Annotated in this window: 15 protein-coding genes; 4 read left to right on the top strand and 11 right to left on the bottom strand. The window is 58.0% G+C overall.

Annotated features, from left to right (window positions below; all coding sequences use genetic code 11):
• Positions 1-6: 6 nt before the first annotated feature.
• Genes VSP_RS40305 through VSP_RS30735 form a run of 3 tightly spaced genes read right to left on the bottom strand, consistent with a single transcriptional unit; the run spans position 7 to position 4,672 of the window.
• Positions 7-816, bottom strand: a complete 810-nt coding sequence (locus VSP_RS40305; RefSeq protein WP_009965568.1) for a MotA/TolQ/ExbB proton channel family protein — start codon at positions 814-816, stop codon at positions 7-9.
• A 38-nt stretch (positions 817-854) separates the two neighbouring features.
• Positions 855-1,715: a tetratricopeptide repeat protein gene (locus VSP_RS30730; protein WP_156346300.1), complete on the bottom strand. Its 861-nt coding sequence runs from the start codon at positions 1,713-1,715 to the stop codon at positions 855-857.
• On the bottom strand, positions 1,712-4,672 hold the full coding sequence (locus VSP_RS30735; RefSeq protein ID WP_009965570.1) for a tetratricopeptide repeat protein: 2,961 nt from the start codon (positions 4,670-4,672) through the stop codon (positions 1,712-1,714). The genes VSP_RS30730 and VSP_RS30735 overlap by 4 nt, the downstream gene beginning before the upstream one ends.
• 665 nt (positions 4,673-5,337) lie before the next feature.
• On the opposite strand from VSP_RS30735, the gene VSP_RS38195 reads away from it, so the two are divergent.
• Together VSP_RS38195 and VSP_RS30745 are read left to right on the top strand one after the other, a co-directional pair.
• Positions 5,338-7,518, top strand: a complete 2,181-nt coding sequence (locus VSP_RS38195; protein WP_157211152.1) for a DUF1549 domain-containing protein — start codon at positions 5,338-5,340, stop codon at positions 7,516-7,518.
• Positions 7,519-7,605: 87 nt separating this feature from the next.
• A complete protein-coding gene (locus tag VSP_RS30745; protein WP_009965573.1) occupies positions 7,606-8,883 on the top strand; it encodes a DUF1501 domain-containing protein in 1,278 nt (425 codons plus the stop codon).
• Positions 8,884-9,061: 178 nt separating this feature from the next.
• Here VSP_RS30745 and vccD read toward each other — a convergent pair whose 3' ends face one another.
• The 8 genes from vccD to VSP_RS42805 form a co-directional block, all read right to left on the bottom strand.
• Positions 9,062-9,259 carry a Verru_Chthon cassette protein D gene (vccD, locus tag VSP_RS38200; RefSeq protein WP_009965574.1) on the bottom strand — a complete coding sequence of 66 codons (198 nt, stop codon included), beginning with the start codon at positions 9,257-9,259 and terminating at the stop codon, positions 9,062-9,064.
• A 56-nt stretch (positions 9,260-9,315) separates the two neighbouring features.
• Positions 9,316-9,852, bottom strand: a complete 537-nt coding sequence (locus VSP_RS43545) for a hypothetical protein (RefSeq protein WP_232289528.1) — start codon at positions 9,850-9,852, stop codon at positions 9,316-9,318.
• A 28-nt stretch (positions 9,853-9,880) separates the two neighbouring features.
• Positions 9,881-10,432 carry a prepilin-type N-terminal cleavage/methylation domain-containing protein gene (locus VSP_RS43550; protein ID WP_009965576.1) on the bottom strand — a complete coding sequence of 184 codons (552 nt, stop codon included), beginning with the start codon at positions 10,430-10,432 and terminating at the stop codon, positions 9,881-9,883.
• Positions 10,433-10,460: 28 nt separating this feature from the next.
• Positions 10,461-10,970: a Verru_Chthon cassette protein B gene (gene vccB / locus VSP_RS30765; RefSeq protein ID WP_009965577.1), complete on the bottom strand. Its 510-nt coding sequence runs from the start codon at positions 10,968-10,970 to the stop codon at positions 10,461-10,463.
• 276 nt (positions 10,971-11,246) lie between these two features.
• Positions 11,247-12,161, bottom strand: coding sequence for a serine/threonine-protein kinase (locus VSP_RS30770; RefSeq protein WP_009965579.1), 915 nt, complete (start codon positions 12,159-12,161; stop codon positions 11,247-11,249).
• Between the two features lie 78 nt (positions 12,162-12,239).
• Positions 12,240-12,668, bottom strand: a complete 429-nt coding sequence (locus VSP_RS38205; RefSeq protein ID WP_044133721.1) for a hypothetical protein — start codon at positions 12,666-12,668, stop codon at positions 12,240-12,242.
• Positions 12,658-14,244, bottom strand: coding sequence for a sulfatase (locus VSP_RS38210; RefSeq protein WP_081452827.1), 1,587 nt, complete (start codon positions 14,242-14,244; stop codon positions 12,658-12,660). Before VSP_RS38210 ends, VSP_RS38205 begins: the two co-directional genes overlap by 11 nt.
• Positions 14,245-14,734: 490 nt before the next feature.
• Positions 14,735-14,911: a hypothetical protein gene (locus tag VSP_RS42805; protein WP_009965582.1), complete on the bottom strand. Its 177-nt coding sequence runs from the start codon at positions 14,909-14,911 to the stop codon at positions 14,735-14,737.
• Positions 14,912-15,360: 449 nt separating this feature from the next.
• Here VSP_RS42805 and VSP_RS30790 point away from each other — a divergent pair, with 449 nt between their 5' ends.
• Positions 15,361-17,808, top strand: a complete 2,448-nt coding sequence (locus VSP_RS30790) for a PSD1 and planctomycete cytochrome C domain-containing protein (RefSeq protein ID WP_009965584.1) — start codon at positions 15,361-15,363, stop codon at positions 17,806-17,808.
• 37 nt (positions 17,809-17,845) lie between these two features.
• A complete protein-coding gene (locus VSP_RS30795; RefSeq protein WP_009965585.1) occupies positions 17,846-19,303 on the top strand; it encodes a DUF1501 domain-containing protein in 1,458 nt (485 codons plus the stop codon).
• Positions 19,304-19,443 lie beyond the last annotated feature (140 nt).

The following is a 19,443-nucleotide window of genomic DNA, read 5'->3' on the forward strand; positions in this document are numbered from 1 at the left end:
GCATCATCAGGCCTCGACAGGCTCAGATTCAACCCACCACTCAGGATCCGCGGCCACGATTTCCTCATCGCCAATGTGAGCCCCGGCCAGTTTGTCATAGGGCATTTTGCGCATCAACTGGGACACGGTGTCCTGGAGATCATGCAGCACTCTGGCCGCCCGGTTCCGCAGCCAGTAGTAGGCTGTGAACGCCGGAATGGCGACAAACAAGCCAGAGGCTGTGGCCACCAGCACCTCACCGATGTGGGCCGAAAGCTGAGAAGGGTCGCCGATGCCGGAGGTGCCCAGCGTGGCAAAAGCCCCCATCATGCCCGTCACCGTACCCACCAGCCCGATCATAGGGGTGCAAACCCCGATCACAGACAGATAGCTGATGAAGGTCTGCATGCGGGAATTCTCCTTCATGATCTCTGCGATCACTCCCTCTTCTGTCGCAGATTTACCCTCCCCGAGCTGGCTTGTCGCAACACGGGTCACGTTGGCGAACGCCGAGGCACGTGACTTGCAGAACTGATAGGCATCATTGTATTTGCCCTGCCGATAGAGGCTTTTCACCGCCTCGATCTCTTCGGACGGCAGCAGCTTCTTGGGGTTGGTGACGCGCAGGAAACCGTCTCCCATAAGATAGAGTGTGAGCACAGAGCACACCCCGATGGGCACCATGACCCAGCCCCCTTCTTTGATCTGCTCCCAAAGGGTCTTGTTGTGAACGACTGGCGCTTCCGACTTGGCGTCGGGGCTTTTCGGGGCTTCAGCGGCGAATACTGACGTTCCCGCAACGAGGAAGACGGCCAGGAGGATGGAGTAGGATTTCATAGAACGCACGGGTTAGGATGGGTGAGGAATGGCGGGGTCTATTTTTTGGAGTGCTCGACGACTTGCTTGCGGTGCCGGTATTTCTCCAGCAGGGTTTGGGCGGCTTTGGCCTCTGGACCGGAGGGCTGCGTCTTGAGCAACCCCTCCAGGGTGCCTATGGCACGGTCGAAATCCTCCATGCCAAAGTAGCACTCGGCCGCTCCCCGCTGAGCCATGGCCGACAATGCGGTGGCATCGGGAGCAAATACAGGCTGCTCCAGAAAGCACAGGAGAGACTCTTGATATTTCTTCTGGGCCAGAAGGGCAAGCCCCTGGGCGATTGAGGCGGTTGCCACCACTGCGGGATTTCCTCGCGGTGTGATCACCGGGGAGGCCAGGGCACCGACCTTCTCGTAGTCGCCCCTGCGAGCGGTTCGGAGCGCCTGCAGGGCACTGGCAGCCGCCTGGGTGTCGATGGGTTTGGACAGCTTGCCGATGACTACCGATGCCTGGGCATCGTTTCCCGCCGCGAGCAGGGACTGGGCATACACCATCGCCAGCTCTGGCCACGGACTGCCTGGCAGATCCCCAAGGGGATCCACCGCCGACACAGCTGGCTCAAGGGTTGCCAGGGCCGCAGACGTGTTGCCCTGGGAGAGGAGGCCCGCAACACTTTTGAGCGCTGCAGGAGGCGTGCACTCCACGCGTGAGATCTCTTTCAGGGGCACCGTTTGATCGGCGTACATTGGCTTGCCCCCCGGCCCCGGAACCTCTGTCGAGACTACCAGACCATCGGCAGTGCGGCGAAAGGCGACTGCGTTTAAAGTCTGGCCGTTGTTCAATACGACGGAGTCGGCTCGCAGACTCTGCATCGTGCAGATCATCCATGCCCCGGCAATAAAAATGATTGTAGGTCTCATGACGTGGCCCCCCACTGCTGGAGAAGTTTGCGCCCCTGCTCTGCCTCAGGCAGCGGGCCCAGTTTTTCATTGCGCATCATTTCCTGGAGGTGCCCGATGGCCTCTTTGCGTTTGCCCAGCTTGTCAAAGCAGTCCGCCGCTTTGAGATAGGACTTTGCCACCCAGGGCAGGTATTTTTGATAGGCGACAAAGACGCGCTGGTAGTGGGCCACCGCCTCAGGATAGCGGGACTGCCGCCGTTCAACTTCGCCAAGACAGAACATCGCCTGGGCGGTGGATTCACCCCGCCACTCTTTGGTGCCGGCAATCGTCTCAAACAGCTTCTTTGCTTCAGGGTATTTGCCAAGCTCCATGAGGGCCATCGCCTTGCCCATCGTGCTGTCCTTCATCTTGCCTCCGGCATATTCATCGGCGGCCAGTGTGTAGAGTTCGAGTGCCTGTTTGGCATCCCCTTTTGCCAGCGCCAGATCGCCCAGCCCCGTGTAGGCGTAATCCAGCCACGCGCTCTTGAGATAGTTTTCTTTGAGATACTGGTAGAACACGGCAGCCTCAGTGAACATCTGCCTTTGCTGCAGGTACTCGCCTGCCAGGGCAATGAGCTGCGGACTGAGCTGCCCGGGTTTGAGCACCGCGATCTCTCTCATCAGTGTGTCGGCCTCTTCATTGCGCTTCAGAAGCTTGAGCAACTCAGCCCGTCCATAGCTGAGCCGGGCTCGTCCGCAGGCATTGGCCGCTACGTCAAGAGGCTCGATGACTTTCTCGAACTCGGCCACGGCATCCCACGGCGGGGGAGGGGGCGGCTCCGCAGGTGGCGCGGGCTGGTCACCTGCGGGGGGCTCTTTGCCGTCCTGCGCCACCGGGGTCGCGGCATCATGGTTGTTTGTCGTAACCTTGGGCCGGGGCCGTTTCCAGCAGAGCTGGGAGAGCTGTTGAAGCAGCATTTCCACGCTCTCATTTTTGGACTCGTTCAGGCTGCGCTTCAGCTGGGAGACAATGATCTGCTTGGCCTCATCAACTTTGCCATCCTTGCTCTTGGCCTTGCTGATCCAATAGATGCCGACGACGACATTTTGGTGATCAGGTTTCTGCTCGATGAAGTCTTCCCACATCTTTGAAAGCCGATCCGTCCTGCCTAGTTTTTGCAAGAGCTTGCTAGCCTCATTCTGTGCATAGTTGAGCACTTCGTCTGTCCAGGCAGTCTTGACGGCCTTTTCATAGGCCTCAGCAGCAGCCTCCGTTTGCAACTGGGCGGAAAGGCAGTCGCCTTTAAGGCAGAGCACCTCAGGCTCCATCATCCCACCCGGATGATCCTTCTCCCATTTTGCCACGTCGGCCAGCACCTCATCAAAGAGGTTGGCGGCATACTTGCAAATCATGAGACGGTATTTCGCATCCTCCACATACTGGCTGCGCGGATGCGCCTTGATGAAGGCCTCGACAAGCTTCCAGCCCTCTTCAAACTTGCCCATAAACACCGGAATGATCGCCGCCCGGTACTGGGCCTCCTCGAAAGAGGCTCCTTTAGGAAACTTGGCAATATAGCGTTTGTACACCCGCAGGGCCTCCGCCAGCTCCCCCAAGCTGAAGTAGGCCGAACCCTGCATCATGTACATCTGCTCGGTAAATGTCCCATTGGGCTGATTTTCAACGAGGACGCCAAAGAGATTGGCCGCCTCCCGCAACTCCCCTGCCTGCATGGCCACCGCTCCCTGGATGTAGGCCACGGTTCCTGCATTGGCCCCCTTGGGAAAGGCTTGCAGGTACTCCTGGCACGCCTTTTGACAAGTCTTGACCTGGAGAAGATCAGCCAGCGCGACCACGTTGCTGAACATCGCCGCCTCCACTTCCGTTTTCGCTTCCGGATACAGGGCCATGAGACGGTTGTTCACCAGCACTGACTCCCATTTCTTTTCCCGGCCGTACCAGCAACGGGCATTGCGCAACATCAAGGAGGGCATGTAGTCAGGGAGCTTCTCAAACTCGGCCAACAAGGCCTTGGCCTGGTCCAGCACCCATTGGAAATCTGCGTTCTGCCCTTGGTAAGTGAGAGCTTGGGCGGGATTCCTCTGGGCAGCACCAACGTTTGCAGCAATCCTCCGTTCCAAGAATTCAATACGGGCCTTTTGAAACGACTTCACCTGGTCCGGCGGCATCACATTCAGATACACCTTCGAAGCCTTTTCATATTGGTCTTTGTCAGCCAGGGAGTCACCCAGCTTCACAATCAGGGCGTTCAGGGCCACGACGTTCTCGACGAGATGCCTCTTGGCGATCAGCTGGTCGATCAACGTCGTGACCTGGTCTTCCTCACCGGCCTCAGCCTTCACTTCCGCCAGCTGCAAGGCACCGCTGGCCTGCACCGTGCTGTTGATACCGCCGGCTATGAGCTTTTGAAGCGCCGCCGTCATTTCGACCTTCTTCCCCGTCTCTTTGTAGCACTCGATCTGGATGGCGAGCGCTTGATCGCGAATGGACGGAAACCGCTCCAGTTCCGCGAAGAGGCCCAAAGCCTTTTCATAGTCCTTGTTTCGAAAACAGGCCCTGGCCAGAGCAAGCCTCGCATCAAATGACTTTTCGTGGGTGGGCCAGTCCGTGAGGAACGTCTCAAAGGCTTTGATGCTCTTTGGATAGTCAGGAAGATTGAAGGCGGCCGCCCCCAAGGTGAAGAAGACCGGGGCAAACCGTTTGCGAGGCTCCAAAATGGCCTTCTTGTCGGGATAGGATTCAAGTGTGGAAATCGCCTGCTCGAGATGTTGAATGGCTCCACTCCAGTCCTGGCGAGAGAACGCCTGCATGCCATTGTTGAACGATAAGGTGATCGCCTCGGCGGTGCCGGCGTCTATGCTGCCCTCCGGAGTATCTGCGGACCAGGCTATGCGGCCAAAAAAGCTCGCGTGTAAAAACACCAGGAAAGCGACGCACAGAAACCCCTGGTTCTTTGGTTTGTACACTTGCATAATGCGGAAAGTTTTCGGATGGGAGACCGGACCGGAAAAATATGAAACGGCATCGGGTCTTACAGAGCTCTTGTTGCTGAACAGCCGCGCTGGCAGGTCGCCTTGTAATGACGGTATGAATGCATGGAGCGCTCACTTTGGTAACAAGAAATCTGCTGTTCCGCATTTTTTGCCTATAGCTACGGGTTGCTAAAAGCGACCGGCAACTCATGCGAACAATCTCCTGCGTCCCGGGGTGCCGCCATTACTCCAGAGGTGGGACACCCGCAACGCTCGCACCTTGCGAACCAAGTCAGCTTCGAAAGCAGGACGCTGGTAAAGAGAGGCCCGGCATTTCGTCCAAAATCCGCCGGGAGACGACACCCCTCGATCAACAATAGGTCGTATTGCGCCAAACCATTTGGCGTATTGCGTCTTTCTCAAAACAACATGGCTCAATCATCATCCAAGATCTCTCCTGCATGATATCATTTTTAAAGACATTCACAGGGCAAGTTCTTGAACCATGCAGTGCGCCCTCATGCGCGGGCGTCGCAATCCTTCAATAAATGACGCAATCTGCCAAATCATATCATCTAAGTATAATCCTGTAACTTCGTTCGACTAGTGCCACCCCTTTCACGGCCACGCGCAGATCAAATTCCATTTTAACACCACCTCAAAGCATGAAATTATATTATATGGCGCTCAGCGTCATCTTGGCGGGAACCCTGTCCGGACATGCGAGCGACACTCGAGTCTGGACAGACACAAAGAATCGCAAACTGGAAGCCAGGTTTGTGAAGCTCGATGGAGAATCAGTGTACCTTCAGCGGGTGGACGGCATCGTGCACGCGATTCCGCTGGCCATGCTCTCCGCATCCGACCAGCAGGAAGCCCGGACGCTGCCTCCCGCCAAGGATGCGGCAGCCCTGCTCTCTGTGCCCACCAACGCCTCCGTCTCCCAAGCAGCTGCGAAAATCGACCAACTGGTCGCCGCTGGCATTCAGCGGGCGAATCTCAAACTGGCGGCTGAAGCCGGAAAAGACAACGGGCAGAATCAGCCGGGGAGCACTCGGACCCCATTGAAGGCGAATCCCATGACCACGGACGAACAGTTTGTCCGCCGTATCTACCTGGATGCCGCCGGTAGAATTCCAAGTTATGAGGAAACGGTGAATTTCCTCAGCAGCACTGCTCCAGACAAGCGGGCCAAACTCATTGACCAGTTGTTGGACAGCGAAGGTTACGCCAGCACGATGTTCAACTATTTTGCCGACATGCTTCGCGTCAACGACTACTTTAACAGAGCCCTCCGGGGAACGCCGTACCGAGCGTGGTTGCGCGAGGAGATGAAAGCGAACACACCCTGGGACAAGTTGGTGTATGCAATGATGACGGCCGAAGGCAAGCTGTGGGACAATGGCGCAACGGGCTTCCTGATTCGCGATGCAGGCATGCCACTGGACAATCTTGCCAATACCTTGTCAGCCTTTCTAGGCACGGACGTTTCCTGCGCCCAATGCCACGATCACCCTTTTGCCACATGGACCCAGCGCGAGTTCTACGAGATGGCCGCGTTCTTCGGGGCCACTACGACCATGTTGACCAAGCCGGACTATGTAAGCGGCAGTAATCCCAAAAAACGTCTCATGAAGCAGGCCGGGGAGGTCATAAAAACCCGCGGAGGTGATCCCGCGAAGTACGGCCAGCCCCTGAAAATCATCCTGGAGGCGAATCAATATGCGGTAAAAAATCGGGACTCGAACCGCATCAAACTACCCTTTGACTACAAGTACAAGGATGGCGCCCCAGGGGAGGCCGTGTCCCCCAAATTCATCTCATGGGGCACGACTCAAAAAAACAGCATCTTGCAAAAGCCCCCGGTCAGCAGCGTCGAGACACCCCCATCGCAGCTACGCAACACTTTCGCGAACTGGATGACCGACCCTGCCAACCCACGTTTCGCCATGACCATAGCCAATCGCATGTGGAAGCGCGCGATGGGCAAGGCGCTCACGCCTTCAATCCACAATCTAGACCATCCTGAGGACTCCTACAATCCGGAACTCTTGCACCATATCGCCAGCGAGATGGTTCGAGTTAAGTTCAACCTGAAAGACTTCCAGCGCATCATCTACAACTCGATGACCTATCAGCGTGAGGCAAGCACCACGGACGCACCGATGGGTGAACCCTATTACTTCCAGGGCCCGGTCCTGCGTCGCATGGAAGCTGAGCAAGCCTGGGATTCTTTCATCACCTTGCTGACCGGCAATCCCGATGCGGCCCAGAACAAACTGCAAGACCTGTATGGGCGCACTATTGATATGAACTTGAACACCGTGGATGTGACGACGGTGCTTCTCAAAGTCAATGCCTACCTCCACGCCACCCAGAAGGTGAATGCCATGACGATTGGCAAGGGCGGCCTACAAGAAGCTGGCGACAATGAAATGGCTGGCGAGGGGAAGGCCATCAGATACAAAGGCCTGACCTTGATGCGGGCTTCCGAACTACCCCAACCAGCGCCAGCAGGGCATTTCCTCCGGGCTTTCGGCCAGTCTGACCGTCTGGTTCTGGACGACAATTCTCTGGAAGGGACTTTGCCGCAAGTGCTTCTGATGATGAATGGGGCACCCCAGGAAATGCTCACGAACAAGGATTCTCTCGTGCTGCGCGCCATCGCAAAAGCCGCCAGCCCTACGGACAAGGTGGAGACGCTCTTTCTGAGTGTACTCAACCGACGCCCAACCTTGCGGGAAAAAGAGATGGCAAAAAGATTGTTGTCTGACGGTCCGGAGTCCGCATACGCCAACATGATCTGGGGCCTGGTCAACACCAGGGAGTTCTACTTCATCCAATAGGTGCAGAACCCGACCGTTCGAGCAACCAACACCGGCTCGCCCGGTGCCCCTTCTCTCAAATAGAAACCTCCTCTTTTTTTCATTCCGATGAGAAACCCATTCCTGAATCTCGACTCGCCCACACGACGCGCCTTCATTGAGCGGGCGGCCAAATCTGCGCTCGGCGTCAGCATGATTTCCGCTTTTGACACGCCTTCATTTGGAGCTGCTGCCCCGGCACCTGCAGGCAAAGGTGGCAAGGCCAAATCTGTGATTTGCCTCTTCCTAACGGGAGGCATGAGCCACATCGACACCTTTGACCCAAAAACTGGCGCCACCAAAGGGTTCAAAGATCCCATCCGCACCAAGGCCTCAGGCATTCAGCTTGGTGGTTATATGACCGGCATCGCCGAACAAGCAGAAAAGATCACCATTATCCGCTCCATGACGTCGAAGACGGGTGCGCATGTGCCTGGTCGATATCTCATGCACACCGGGTATGACCAGCGCGGCACCATCGTGCACCCCACCTTGGGTCCATGGGCTCAACACTTCAAAGGGAGATCTCATGAAAGTCTGCCTTCAAGCGTCGCCATTGGACTTGCCACCACCAATGCCGGCTTCTTCCCCCCAGCCTACGCTCCGCTTCCCATCCCCGACGTCAGCACGGGTCTCCAGAACTCCCGGGCAGCGGCTTCTGCTGACGTTGTCAAGAAGCGACTTGAGATCATGGACACCTTTGACGCCGGTTTTCGCGAGAAATTCCGCACCACGGAGGTTCAAGCCTACACCCAGTTTTATGACGAGACCATGAAGCTGCTCTCCAGCAAGGATCTTGAGGCGTTCGATGTCTCAAAGGAGAGCGCGGCCACTCAGGAACTGTACGGAACAGGCGTTGGCAGGAGCTGTCTGCTGGCGCGCCGCCTGGTGCAAAACGGGGTCAGGTTCGTGGAAGTCAACATTGGCGGTTGGGACCAGCACGCAGATGTGGACGAAGGCATGGAGGGGGTCGGGAAAGCCATGGACCGGGCCGTCGCGGCACTCTTGTCGGATCTTCACAAGACCGGGTTGCTTGAATCGACAATGGTGGTCATCACCACCGAGTTCGGCCGCACCCCAGACATCAATGAGAGCGAGGGGCGGGACCACTACCCAAAGGTGTTTTCCACCATGCTTGCCGGTGGAGGCGTCAAGGGAGGTTATGTCTATGGCTCATCCGACAAAGACGGTCGTGAAGTCGCCGAGAAAGCTGTCACACCGCAGGACTTCCTGGCTACCATTGGTGCCGGGATGGGACTTCCGGTCCATGAAAGGGCCTTCTCGCCAAGCGGACGTCCCTTCACCGTAGGTGACAAGGGCACCGTCGTAAGTGACGTCTTTGTCTGAGAGTCATCACGTTGACTCACCTTGGGGCATCCAGTCGATGGGCCAGATGCTCCAAGACTCGCTCCATTGATGACGTTACCCGGCAACATACCCTTCCTCCTTCTGCCCCTGCCCTGCTTGAGGACGGAGTTTTATATGAGCGAGCACCCAATGGGAACGCCATACGCACCCTTGTCCTTCAATACATCACCGCTGATCCAGTGTGGGGATTGAGGACAAGGGTGCGGAAGTTTGCGGGCAGAAACTTGTTGGTGCGTTCCTCATCTGCTGCCAGCGCCAGGGTTATACACCATTGGCCGGCGCTGGCTCGCGGCAAGGTTGTGCCGCCTTCAGGCTTGAAGGCGAACAACGGTGGAGTTGGGTCCACAGCATCCACGGACGCAGTCGGATATCAAGGTGAAGGCATCCCGGCTGACAGGGCGATGCTGAAAATCAGCTTTCATGTTTGGACTCGAGTTTTGCTGCGGGAATTTGCACCGCGGTGGAGAAGATTCGGAAGCCCAGCTTTCGCTCAACAAGCGCTCCCACAAGCTTTTTCACATCCTCTTCATAGTCGGCAGCATTGGCAAAGAGTGTCTTGTTCACCAGATCTTGCAGTTTCCCGGCCAACGCATCCCACGCTGGTTCGTTGAGATTTGACCAGTCCTTCTCATCCAGAGCAATCAAAGTCAGCCTCAGAACCGGGGGCAGTTGATGCCTGCTTTTCTCGACAAGGACTGTAGTGTCGGGCCACTGGTGCCGGCGAGTATCATAGATGTACTTTGGCGCAGGGCTGGAGTCCGCTCCTGTGTCTGCGGATTGCAGTGGCCACACCGGCTGGACAATGACTGCCAGAATGTTCTCGGCCAGCGGTTGAGAACTCTCCGCGAGGTCGGCCCGAAACCACTGGTAAAGCTCAGTCTGGCTGGTCTGCGCCTCGATCCAAGGCAGCTTGGCTGACTGAGGTGTGCCTCCCTTAGGGGTGACCATCTGGTAGAGGGAGAGTTTTTCTGTCGGCTCACGAAACTCCTTGAGACGAAACCGCTTGCGCTCGGGATGCGCCACTGTCTCCGAGAAATGGCGGACGCTGCGGCAAGTCGCTCTCATAGCTCACGTACCACCCCCACGCGTTGAGCAGGTTCTTCAGGCCATCAGGATTCCCAAGGGAAGACGGAAGACCTCCGGCCTCAAGGTTCTCTCCTAGTGGAGCCTGGAAGAATACTGCATGCCCGCAGGCGGGCACGTCGGCCCCCAGTAAAACAGGCGCAGGCCCGCTCACAAAGTGCAACTCAGACTGACGCAGGTAGCGCGTGGGGCTGTTCTTTGCGTCGAGTTTATAACCCCAGTAGGAATTGAGCGTGGCCTGTGAGAGTCTCGCGGAGATGGCTTCGAACACTGCCCTCGCTTCCCTGAACTCCTCCGTGCGCGCATGAGCGCGGGCCCATGTTGTCTGTGTGTCTGACAACACTCGGGTCAGCAGGAGCAGGAGCACCGTAAGCACGGCGACAGAAACCAGCAGTTCAATGAGGGTAAACGCCTCGAACTTTCGACGGGAATGGGAAGCAGTCACGGCAGATGATGTTCACTCTCCATTTCAGTTATTTGGACGCGACAACGGCGGCCGTGGGAGTCCTGTCGGTCTGGGCAACCAACGTTTGGGTGCGGACGTGCCTCGCGGGATTCGCGAAGGCGCTTTCCTTATCCGCACTCGTCGTCAGCTTGATCTCCACTGACTTCAGGCTCTTGCATTCAGGCGCACCAGGTAGGGGGGGGGCATTTTCCACCTTTACCCGGGCAGTGAAAATCGCCGAGGAGTCACCACTTTTCACCCGGGTGCCCTGCCCATCAAAGTAGAAATCAGTGCCCGACTTGTCCGCCTGCTGTTTCACCACTTCCTCCCAGTTCCGCATACGATAGTCCGCAGAGATAGACTGAACGATGCGTGCGGATGCCGTGGTGTTGGCAGCATCCCGCAGCGTATCCAGCGACACGGGGATCAGGGCTACGAGTGTCATGAGGACCGTGGCAGCGATCCCCACGGCAATGGATGTCTCCACAAGAGAGAATCCACCAGAGCGTGCGTTTGAGTTGCGGAGAAGTGGGTTCATAGTGGACAGGATTGGGGGCGGGTTAAGGCAGGTGGCAGGCAGTTCCTGCCGTCTTGGTCACATCGCGCCTTCTCAAACTGGAAGCTCGCCACGGCACCTTCATATCGATCTCTTGTTGATTTGACTGTGACGGGCGAAGACGTCTTTGGATGGGTGAGGCAACTCGTGTCGACCGCAACATTCACCGAAGACCTTTTTGAGCTGTACATGGGAGAGCGCACCTGTGGGGACCACCGGCGAACTGCATCCATAAGCATGCAATTTTCCGTCACACGGTTACATGCTTATCGCGATGGCAGACAATTCCTTGGGGAGGGGGCGCATGGCAGACTGCTCGAACAGCTCCATAGGAACTTTTGCACAAACCTCTGGAAGCATTGCGTCAGCCTTATGGCAGACGCTGTGGGCGACATGATCAAAGAAAGAAGCTGAATAGTATAAAGCGGCCCCGGTGGAATAGATGTCAGCCAGGTGGTCGAGCTTTTGCCCACGCAGCCGTTCAGGCGGGGAGAACGCCGGCGTGCCCATGATCATGCCACTGCGAGTGAGATCCCCTTCACCTTCCGCCAGAAGCGCTTTGGAAATGGAGAGGCCATAGTCGCCCACCATCACTTTTCCCGCCTGGGTGACGAAGCAGTTCGACGGCTCCATGTCCCTGTGAAGCACACCCTTCTCCAATGCTGCCACCAGGCCGCCTATGACCTCAAGAATGGCATCCACCGCCTCCATCACCGGGAAAGTCCCCCGTCTCTTCAGTTCGTCATGCAGTGTTCCGCCACCGGCTGCTTCCATGACGATGACGGGAACGTCATCCATTTCCTCGTACCCGTACCCATACCCATACACATACACATACACACTGTTGGGATGGTCAATGGTGGCTGCCAGCCTCCCCTCCCGCAAGAAGCGCTCACGCTCCTTGTCGCTCCCGATGCTCTGGCTCAGCACCTTTAGAGCCACCCTCCGCCCCGTTGCCACCTGGTCAGCCAGGTAAATCACCCCCATACCACCAGCCCCCAGTTTTTTGACCAGATGATAGCCTCCCATCTCGCAGGGCAACTGCAGGAGCCCCGCCTGAACCGGCCGCAAGACCTGCGTCACCGCCCCCAGGCTGAACAAACATGCGGGGCACAGGGTGGAGCCAGCCTTGTTGAAAGCCGCACCACATTCAGGACAAGTCGTAAAGTTCATGGATGTTTTGAGTTTCTCCCACCGTCCTTGTGGAATCCCCACTGATGGTTACTCAAAAAATTCACATCCTCAGGCAATTCACCAAATGCTTGAGCTCCGCATCCACTTCCCGTCCATCATCGACTGTGTCTCTGCAACAAGGGATCGGAGACGTTCGCGAAAACGATGGATCGCCACCTTCAAACTCCCCTCACTCAGACCGGTGGCGATCATCAGCGCTTCCCAGTCCCCCACCCCGGTCAACGTCTGCGCCATGAGGTCGAACCGGGCCGGATCATTCTCCTCCGCCCGCAGCTCGCTCATTGCCTGCTCCAAGATCTCGAGAGCCCACGTAGGGTCAAACACCCCTTCCCCAGTTGCACCCGATGCCTCAACTTCGACCTGATACCGACTCTCGGCGACCATTCCGTCGAGCTCCGCGCCTGGCGACAGGGCTGTGCAATGCAGCGGGGAAGCCGTGCGCTTCAGCATCTGACCCACGCGGGAGGTTTCGAGACTATGGCCCAAGATCGACAGTCCTGCCGTTCAGAAACGCTGCACCGTTCCTGTACTCAAGATAACCGCCGGCCGTCTTCTCAGAGCCAGGCACCGGATCGGCAGGATGCTTGGGGATCCAGCTCCCAAGTTCAGTTTTCACGGAGGTCCATCTCTGGTCGGCAGCAAGATTGAGGAACTCTTGCGGGTCCTCACGGTGATCATACAGTTCTTCCGAACCATCGGCATAGCGAATGTAACGCCAGTCCTCCGTTCGCACAGCAAAGCTCCCCTGCATCTGTCCGGTGATCGCAGGTCGCGTGCGGGCTGCAGAAGGATCTCTAAGCAGTGCGCCCAGAGACTCTCCCTCCAACCCAGGCGGCGTCGGCAGGCCGCATATCTCCGTCAGAGTCGGATAGATATCCAGAAGTTCAACTGGGCGCTTAGACGTACCTCGGCCTACTCCCGGCCCTGCGAATATGAGAGGCACATGTGTCGCACGCTCCCAGAGAGTCCTCTTGGCAAAGAGCTCTTTCTCCCCCAGATGAAAACCGTGATCACTCGCGAGGACAATGACAGTTCTATGTGCTTCCCCTGACTGCTCCAAGGCGTCCAGAATACGTCCGATCTGATTGTCAACGAAACTCACGCACGCGAGATAAGCGTGATTGTGAGAACGCCACAGGCCTGCATTGACTATCGGCCCCAGAGTGGGCTCGGTATTGCCAAGCCTCAGCGCTCTGGCGAAACGGGGCAGGTCGTCACGGTCCGTCGCCGGCACCTCCGGAAGCCAGACATTCTGAGGATCATAGAGCGAGAACCACTGCTGCGGCGCGTAGAGCGGGTAATGGGGGCGGCGCAGACCTACCGCGATGAAAAAGGGCTTGGTGTGAGGCCTGCCAAGACACTCAATCGCGGAACTGGCAACTTTGAAATCGTCAGTTTGATCGTCCCGATCAGGAAACTGTCCAAAATCCTGACGCATACCAGGAGTATTGACGAAAGGCTTCGAGGGCTGCGGTTTCCGCCAATTGCCTTGATAACCCATGACGCTAAATTCCGGCGTTGGCTGATTGGCAGGCGGGCACCCTTCATGATACACCTTGCCTATCCCAAAAGTTTCGTAACCGTGCGCCGCAAAATGCTGTGGCAGCGTGACGAGCTCGCGAAGCGCAGGCACATTCCGAAACCAAGGGGTGAGAGCGTAGATACCGGTGGTCGATGGACGTTTGCCCGTGAGAAAGCTCGTCCGCGAGGGCGAACACCACGGTGCCTGAGCGTGGGCATTTGCGAACAGCGTACCACGTTGGGCAAGCCGGTCCATGTTCGGGGTGATGCCCGCGCCGCCGAGCCAACCGATCTGGTCGTTGAGGTCGTCAACCAAGATGAAGAGCACGTTGAGACGATCCGCCGGAGTGTCAGCAGCCACCACGTCGCTGGCCGCAAAAGCAAAAGCACAGAAGAAGCCCGGACATGTCATCCTGACAGTCTGTTGAGTAAACGCCTTGAGCAACGACCCGATTTGGCGCATTTTCCAATGAACCAACGCTACCCGCGGTGGGAAATGGCTGCGTTTCATCCCGGCTAGCAACGGCAGGTGCTCGATCATGAAGTAATAAATGTGCGGTACCAGGTCATTCTTGCCTCAGCGCTTCGCTCGCTGCGCGAGAAATCACATCGTCATATTAGAGACACGGCAATTGACCTCAATAAGCCCGCACACATATTTTTGGCACAAACAGGCCGGATTGACACGGATCGGTCAGCATAGTCACAGCACTCCCTGCACTTCACAGCTTCGGCAGGCACTCAGTTAAGCGCGGCCCACCTGATCTTGGGGAATTGGAGGGCAAGCAGTCCCGGCTGAAGGCTTCATCATCCAGCCCCTGTGGCGCCTGCTGCATGAGTCTCATGGAAAGAGGAAGGGGGGAATTCGCAAACTTAGAAAAGACAACTCTGCATGCAGGCATCCTCTTATAGATGGGGCCCCAAGCAGTCAACCAACCCCTTCTCAAGTCCAGTTCCACGGGTTACACCATCGTTCCGGCTGGCCTCAATACCTGCCCCCTCCATTGGAGGCCGCTCATTGCACTCAAACTTCAATCCTCAACGAGGTACATGGACCCCTTTAAGATCGCAATCCAAAGCCAGCCCATTGCAATCACAAAACCAATGATCCAGACGAGTCGCGCATCAACCCCAGTTCGTGCGCCAGAGGCAGGGTGAATGAAGACATCGATTTGCCCCTCGCCGAAGGTTTCCAGGGGCAGCACCATGTCGCGCAAGCGGCAGCGATGAACGGCGAAGCCGCATGCCGCACGGCCTGCTATGGGTTGTCACGTTTAAAACAGAAACACCACTTGGACCGCATCAGCATGAATCACTGCGTGAGATTGTAGATCGATAACGTCTTCATGCAGGCCCGAGGCAGACAACGAAACGAGGAATGAGACGTGAATACTGGCGGCGATCTTGGACAGCCTCTGGTGAGGTCAAGCGCAGGGCAACGGGCAACCGCCACATTGCGCGGCTCTCCTTTCCAGTTTCCATGACAAGCAGGCCGCCACGCGGTGTGTCATTCTCCGTCTTAAAGTGGAGATTTTCCGTAACAGGCGGGCAGCCTGAGACATTTGTCATTAAGAACGCCCACGCGCACGCCGCGCACTTTGCCTCCTCGGCGGCGTGGCTGGCCAGGACCTTAAAACCCACCGTGCTGCCTCTATAAATGAACATCAAATTGTCAGCCTCCGTTGCGATCAGTCTCCTAGGCGCCTTCGGAACACTCCAGGCCTCCACCGGGAAGCTCAGCTTCAACCGGGACATTCAACCGCTCCTCACGGAGTACTGCTATGCCTGCCATGGACCAGACTCCAACCATCGCAAAGCAGACTTACGGCTCGATGATCGCGAGGCTGCCATCAAGTTTGGAGCCCTTGTCCCGGGAAAACCGGAGGCCAGCAGCATCATTGAGCGAATCCTCACAGGTGATGCGGATGATTTGATGCCCCCGCCTGACTCACACAAGAAGCTGTCCAGTTCCCAGAAGGAACTCCTGCGCCGCTGGGTGGCAGAAGGGGCGGAATACGAAGGACATTGGGCCTTCCTCCCCCCCCAGTCCCCCGCCGTGCCGCCGCTGAAGCTCCCTAACGGAGTGGAGGGCAATGCGATTGATGCCTTTGTACAGACCCGATTGAACAAAGAGGGAGCCTCCCTGCAACCTCAGGCAGATCCACGTACGTTGCTCCGGAGGCTGTCTCTGGACCTGACCGGCCTCCCGCCCAAGAGCGCCGAGGTGGAGGCCTTTGCCGAGGCCATGCAGGCCGGCCGGGGCAACGCCGTTTACGAAGCTGCGGTGGACCACTATCTGGCCTCTCCGGCGTACGGGGAGAACATGGCGCGGATGTGGCTGGACTATGCCCGCTACGGTGACAGTCATGGATTTGAAAAAGACAGCTCCCGCACCATGTGGCCCTGGCGGGACTGGGTGATCCGTGCATTCAACGACAACAAGCCGTTTGACCAGTTCACCGTTGAGCAACTGGCCGGGGACCTGCTGCCAGACCCCACCCGTGACCAACTCATCGCCACAGGGTTCAATCGCAACCATCGTATCAATGCGGAAGGGGGGGCCATTGCCGAAGAGTGGCGCATTGAGAACGTCATTGACCGGGTGGACACCACCTCCGCGACATGGCTGGGTCTGACCATGGGCTGCGCCCGCTGCCATGACCACAAGTTCGATCCCATCACACAGAAGGAATTCTTCGAGATGTTCGCATTCTTCAGCAGTGTGGACGAGGTGGGCATCGTGAGCGGCCCTCCTGGCAACCAGAAGCCGTTGCTGGACCTTTCAAGCGATACGCAAAAGCAGGAACGCAACCGGCTGGAAGCAACGTTGAAGGAGATGGCAGAGAAGAAGAAGGCGCTCGCGGCAGCTCAGAAGGCCGCAGCCGCCAGCGGCAAACCCACCGCAGAGACAGCCTCCGCCACCAAAGAAGATGCGAATGCCCTCAAGGCTCTGGATGCAGAGATCAAAAAAGCCACCCAGGCCAGGGACAAGTACATCGCCAGCCTCCCCACCGTGATGATCATGCAGGAGGCAGAAAAGCCCAAGCCTGCGCATCTGTTGCTTCGTGGGCAATACAGCACCCCGGGTGAAGTGGTGACTCCGGGGACACCCGCCGTTCTCCCCCCGCTGCCTGAGGGCGCACCCCGCAACCGTCTGGCATTCGCCCGCTGGCTCACCTCCCCCGGGCATCCACTTACCGCGCGAGTCTGGGTGAACCGGCAATGGGAGCGCTTCTTCGGCCTGGGCCTGGTGATGTCCAGTGATAACTTGGGCGTGCAATGCGACCCTCCGAGCCATCCCGAGCTTCTGGACTGGCTGTCCACAGAGTTCATCCGCAGAGGCTGGGACATGAAGGCCATGCAGAAGCTCATGGTCATGAGCGCCACCTATCGCCAGACCTCCCGGCCCAACGAAGTGCCGGCAGCCTTGCTGGCGCAAGACCCGCAAAACCGTCTCCTCGGCCGGGCCCCGCGACTGCGCCTGGCTGGAGAGGCCCTGCGTGACCAGGCCCTGGTCCTGAGCGGCCTCCTCAACCCGATGGTGGGAGGCCCTAGCGTGCGTCCCTACATGCCCGCCAACGTCTGGGACGAAACCAGCGTTTATGGAGACCTGCGGAACTACAAGGCGGATCTGAAACAGGGGCTCTACCGCCGTACGGTTTACACCATCTGGAAGCGCACCGCCGCACCGCCCACGCTGCTGCTTTTCGATGCCCCTTCCCGTGAGGTCTGCACCGTGCGTCGCAGCTCCACGAACACCCCGCTCCAGGCGCTCGCGCTGCTCAATGAGGTAACCTTCGTGGAGGCGGCGCGCGTGCTCGCCCAACGCATGATGCAGGAAGGCGGAAACACGCCAGAAGCCCGCCTTTCTTGGGCATTCCGCCATGTGACACAACGCCCCCCACAGCCGCAGGAGCTCAAAATGCTGGTCGCAGCGTGGAAGGCGGACCTGGCCAGCTTCCAGAGTGAGCCTGAGGAGGCGAAAAAGCTCCTGAGCCATGGGCAGGCGCCACTCCCCCCGGCGCTCAACCCATCCGAACTGGCCGCCTGCACCCTCGCGGCCAACGTCCTGCTCAACCTCGATGAAATAATCACCCGTGAGTAATGGGCCCCGGCCCCAACCATCATTTTTTTTGCGCGCCATGATTTCACCGTCCCTGTCCTATGTTGATGCCTTGAACCGCCGCACGTTCCTGGGCGGCAGCGCCCGCACACTCGGTTTCGCGGCTCTGGGCAGTCTAATCACCCCAGATGCCTTTGCGGCTGGCGGCACCGCCACCGGACTGTCGGGCTGGCCCCACCTGCCAGTGAAGGCGCGACGTGTGATCTATTTGTTCCAGTCTGGCGCCCCGTCCCAGATGGATCTCTTCGATCACAAGCCATCCATGGCTGCCTACTTCGGAAAGGATCTGCCCGACAGCGTCCGCAAGGGGCAGCGTCTCACCGGCATGACCTCGGGACAGAAGTCTCTGCCAGTGGCACCCAGCGTCTTCAAATTTGCAGAGCATGGGGAAAGCCGGGCCACCATCAGCGAACTGATGCCGCACGTCTCCCAGATCGCGGATGATTTGTGCTTCATCAAGTCCATGCATACGGAGGCCATCAATCACGACCCGGCCATCACCTTCTTCCAGACCGGCCGCCAGATTGCGGGCTATCCCAGCATGGGTTCATGGCTCAGCTATGGTCTGGGCAGTGAGAACAAGGACCTCCCCGCTTTTGTCGTGCTCACCTCCTTCGGCAGCGGGCGCAAAGACTGCCAGCCTCTGGCCAGCCGCCTCTGGGGGAGCGGATTCCTCCCTTCCGAGCACCAGGGCGTGCGTTTCCGCAACAGCGGTGACCCCGTTCTCTATCTGTCCAACCCGGGCGGCATGTCCCCCTCAATGAGACGACGTTCCCTGGATGTGTTGAACGCGCTCAACGAGGACAGACTGCGGTTGGTGGGTGACCCGGAGATCCAGACTCGCATCGCCCAATACGAGATGGCCTTCCGCATGCAGACGAGCGTGCCGGACCTCACCGACATGAAGGATGAACCGCAGCATATCCTGGACATGTACGGCCCGGATGTGAAGCGCCCAGGCAGCTATGCTGCAAACTGCCTGCTCGCGAGGCGCCTGGCGGAAAGAGACGTGCGATTCGTGCAGCTCTTCCATATGGGCTGGGATCAACATTTTAACCTGCCCAAAGCCATCCAAGGGCAGTGTCACGACACGGACCAGCCCACGGCGGCGTTGATCAAAGACCTCAAACAGCGGGGCCTGCTGGAAGATACCCTCATCGTCTGGGGCGGTGAATTCGGGCGCACCATCTATTCTCAGGGGACACTTACCGAGAGCAACTATGGCCGCGACCATCACCCCAGATGCTTCACGGTTTTTCTCGCCGGCGGCGGCATCAAGCCCGGCATGACCATGGGCGAGACAGACGAATTCTGTTACAACATCACCAAGGATCCTGTCAGCATCTATGACCTTCATGCCACCATGCTGGATCGTCTGGGAATCGACCATAATCGTTTGAGTCACAAGTTCCAGGGTCTGGATGCCCGTCTTACCGGTGTGGAAGGTGCGAAAGTAGTGAAGCCCATCCTCGCTTGATGGAGATCGATACGTCCCCGAGACCGGGGCCTCATCGAGATTCGTTGCCCTTCCCCATTCAGGTTAAAAAAAGGGGGCGCTGCCTGCGCCCCCGGCACCCTTCACCGTGCGAGTGAGCGGAATCAACAGGTGATCCGGCA

Source organism: Verrucomicrobium spinosum DSM 4136 = JCM 18804 (genome assembly GCF_000172155.1).
Lineage (GTDB): Bacteria > Verrucomicrobiota > Verrucomicrobiia > Verrucomicrobiales > Verrucomicrobiaceae > Verrucomicrobium > Verrucomicrobium spinosum.

What these genes read in the sequence shown, in the direction of transcription:
- vccB (WP_009965577.1), bottom strand. Translation starts at nt 10,970, where the DNA reads ATGAACCCACTTCTCCGCAACTCAAACGCACGCTCTGGTGGATTCTCT.
- VSP_RS38210 (WP_081452827.1), bottom strand. Translation starts at nt 14,244, where the DNA reads ATGATCGAGCACCTGCCGTTGCTAGCCGGGATGAAACGCAGCCATTTC.
- VSP_RS30730 (WP_156346300.1), bottom strand. Translation starts at nt 1,715, where the DNA reads ATGAGACCTACAATCATTTTTATTGCCGGGGCATGGATGATCTGCACG.
- VSP_RS30790 (WP_009965584.1), top strand. Translation starts at nt 15,361, where the DNA reads ATGAACATCAAATTGTCAGCCTCCGTTGCGATCAGTCTCCTAGGCGCC.
- VSP_RS30735 (WP_009965570.1), bottom strand. Translation starts at nt 4,672, where the DNA reads ATGCAAGTGTACAAACCAAAGAACCAGGGGTTTCTGTGCGTCGCTTTC.
- VSP_RS38195 (WP_157211152.1), top strand. Translation starts at nt 5,338, where the DNA reads ATGAAATTATATTATATGGCGCTCAGCGTCATCTTGGCGGGAACCCTG.
- VSP_RS40305 (WP_009965568.1), bottom strand. Translation starts at nt 816, where the DNA reads ATGAAATCCTACTCCATCCTCCTGGCCGTCTTCCTCGTTGCGGGAACG.
- VSP_RS43545 (WP_232289528.1), bottom strand. Translation starts at nt 9,852, where the DNA reads ATGGTCACCCCTAAGGGAGGCACACCTCAGTCAGCCAAGCTGCCTTGG.
- VSP_RS30745 (WP_009965573.1), top strand. Translation starts at nt 7,606, where the DNA reads ATGAGAAACCCATTCCTGAATCTCGACTCGCCCACACGACGCGCCTTC.
- VSP_RS30770 (WP_009965579.1), bottom strand. Translation starts at nt 12,161, where the DNA reads ATGAACTTTACGACTTGTCCTGAATGTGGTGCGGCTTTCAACAAGGCT.
- VSP_RS30795 (WP_009965585.1), top strand. Translation starts at nt 17,846, where the DNA reads ATGATTTCACCGTCCCTGTCCTATGTTGATGCCTTGAACCGCCGCACG.
- VSP_RS42805 (WP_009965582.1), bottom strand. Translation starts at nt 14,911, where the DNA reads ATGGTGCTGCCCCTGGAAACCTTCGGCGAGGGGCAAATCGATGTCTTC.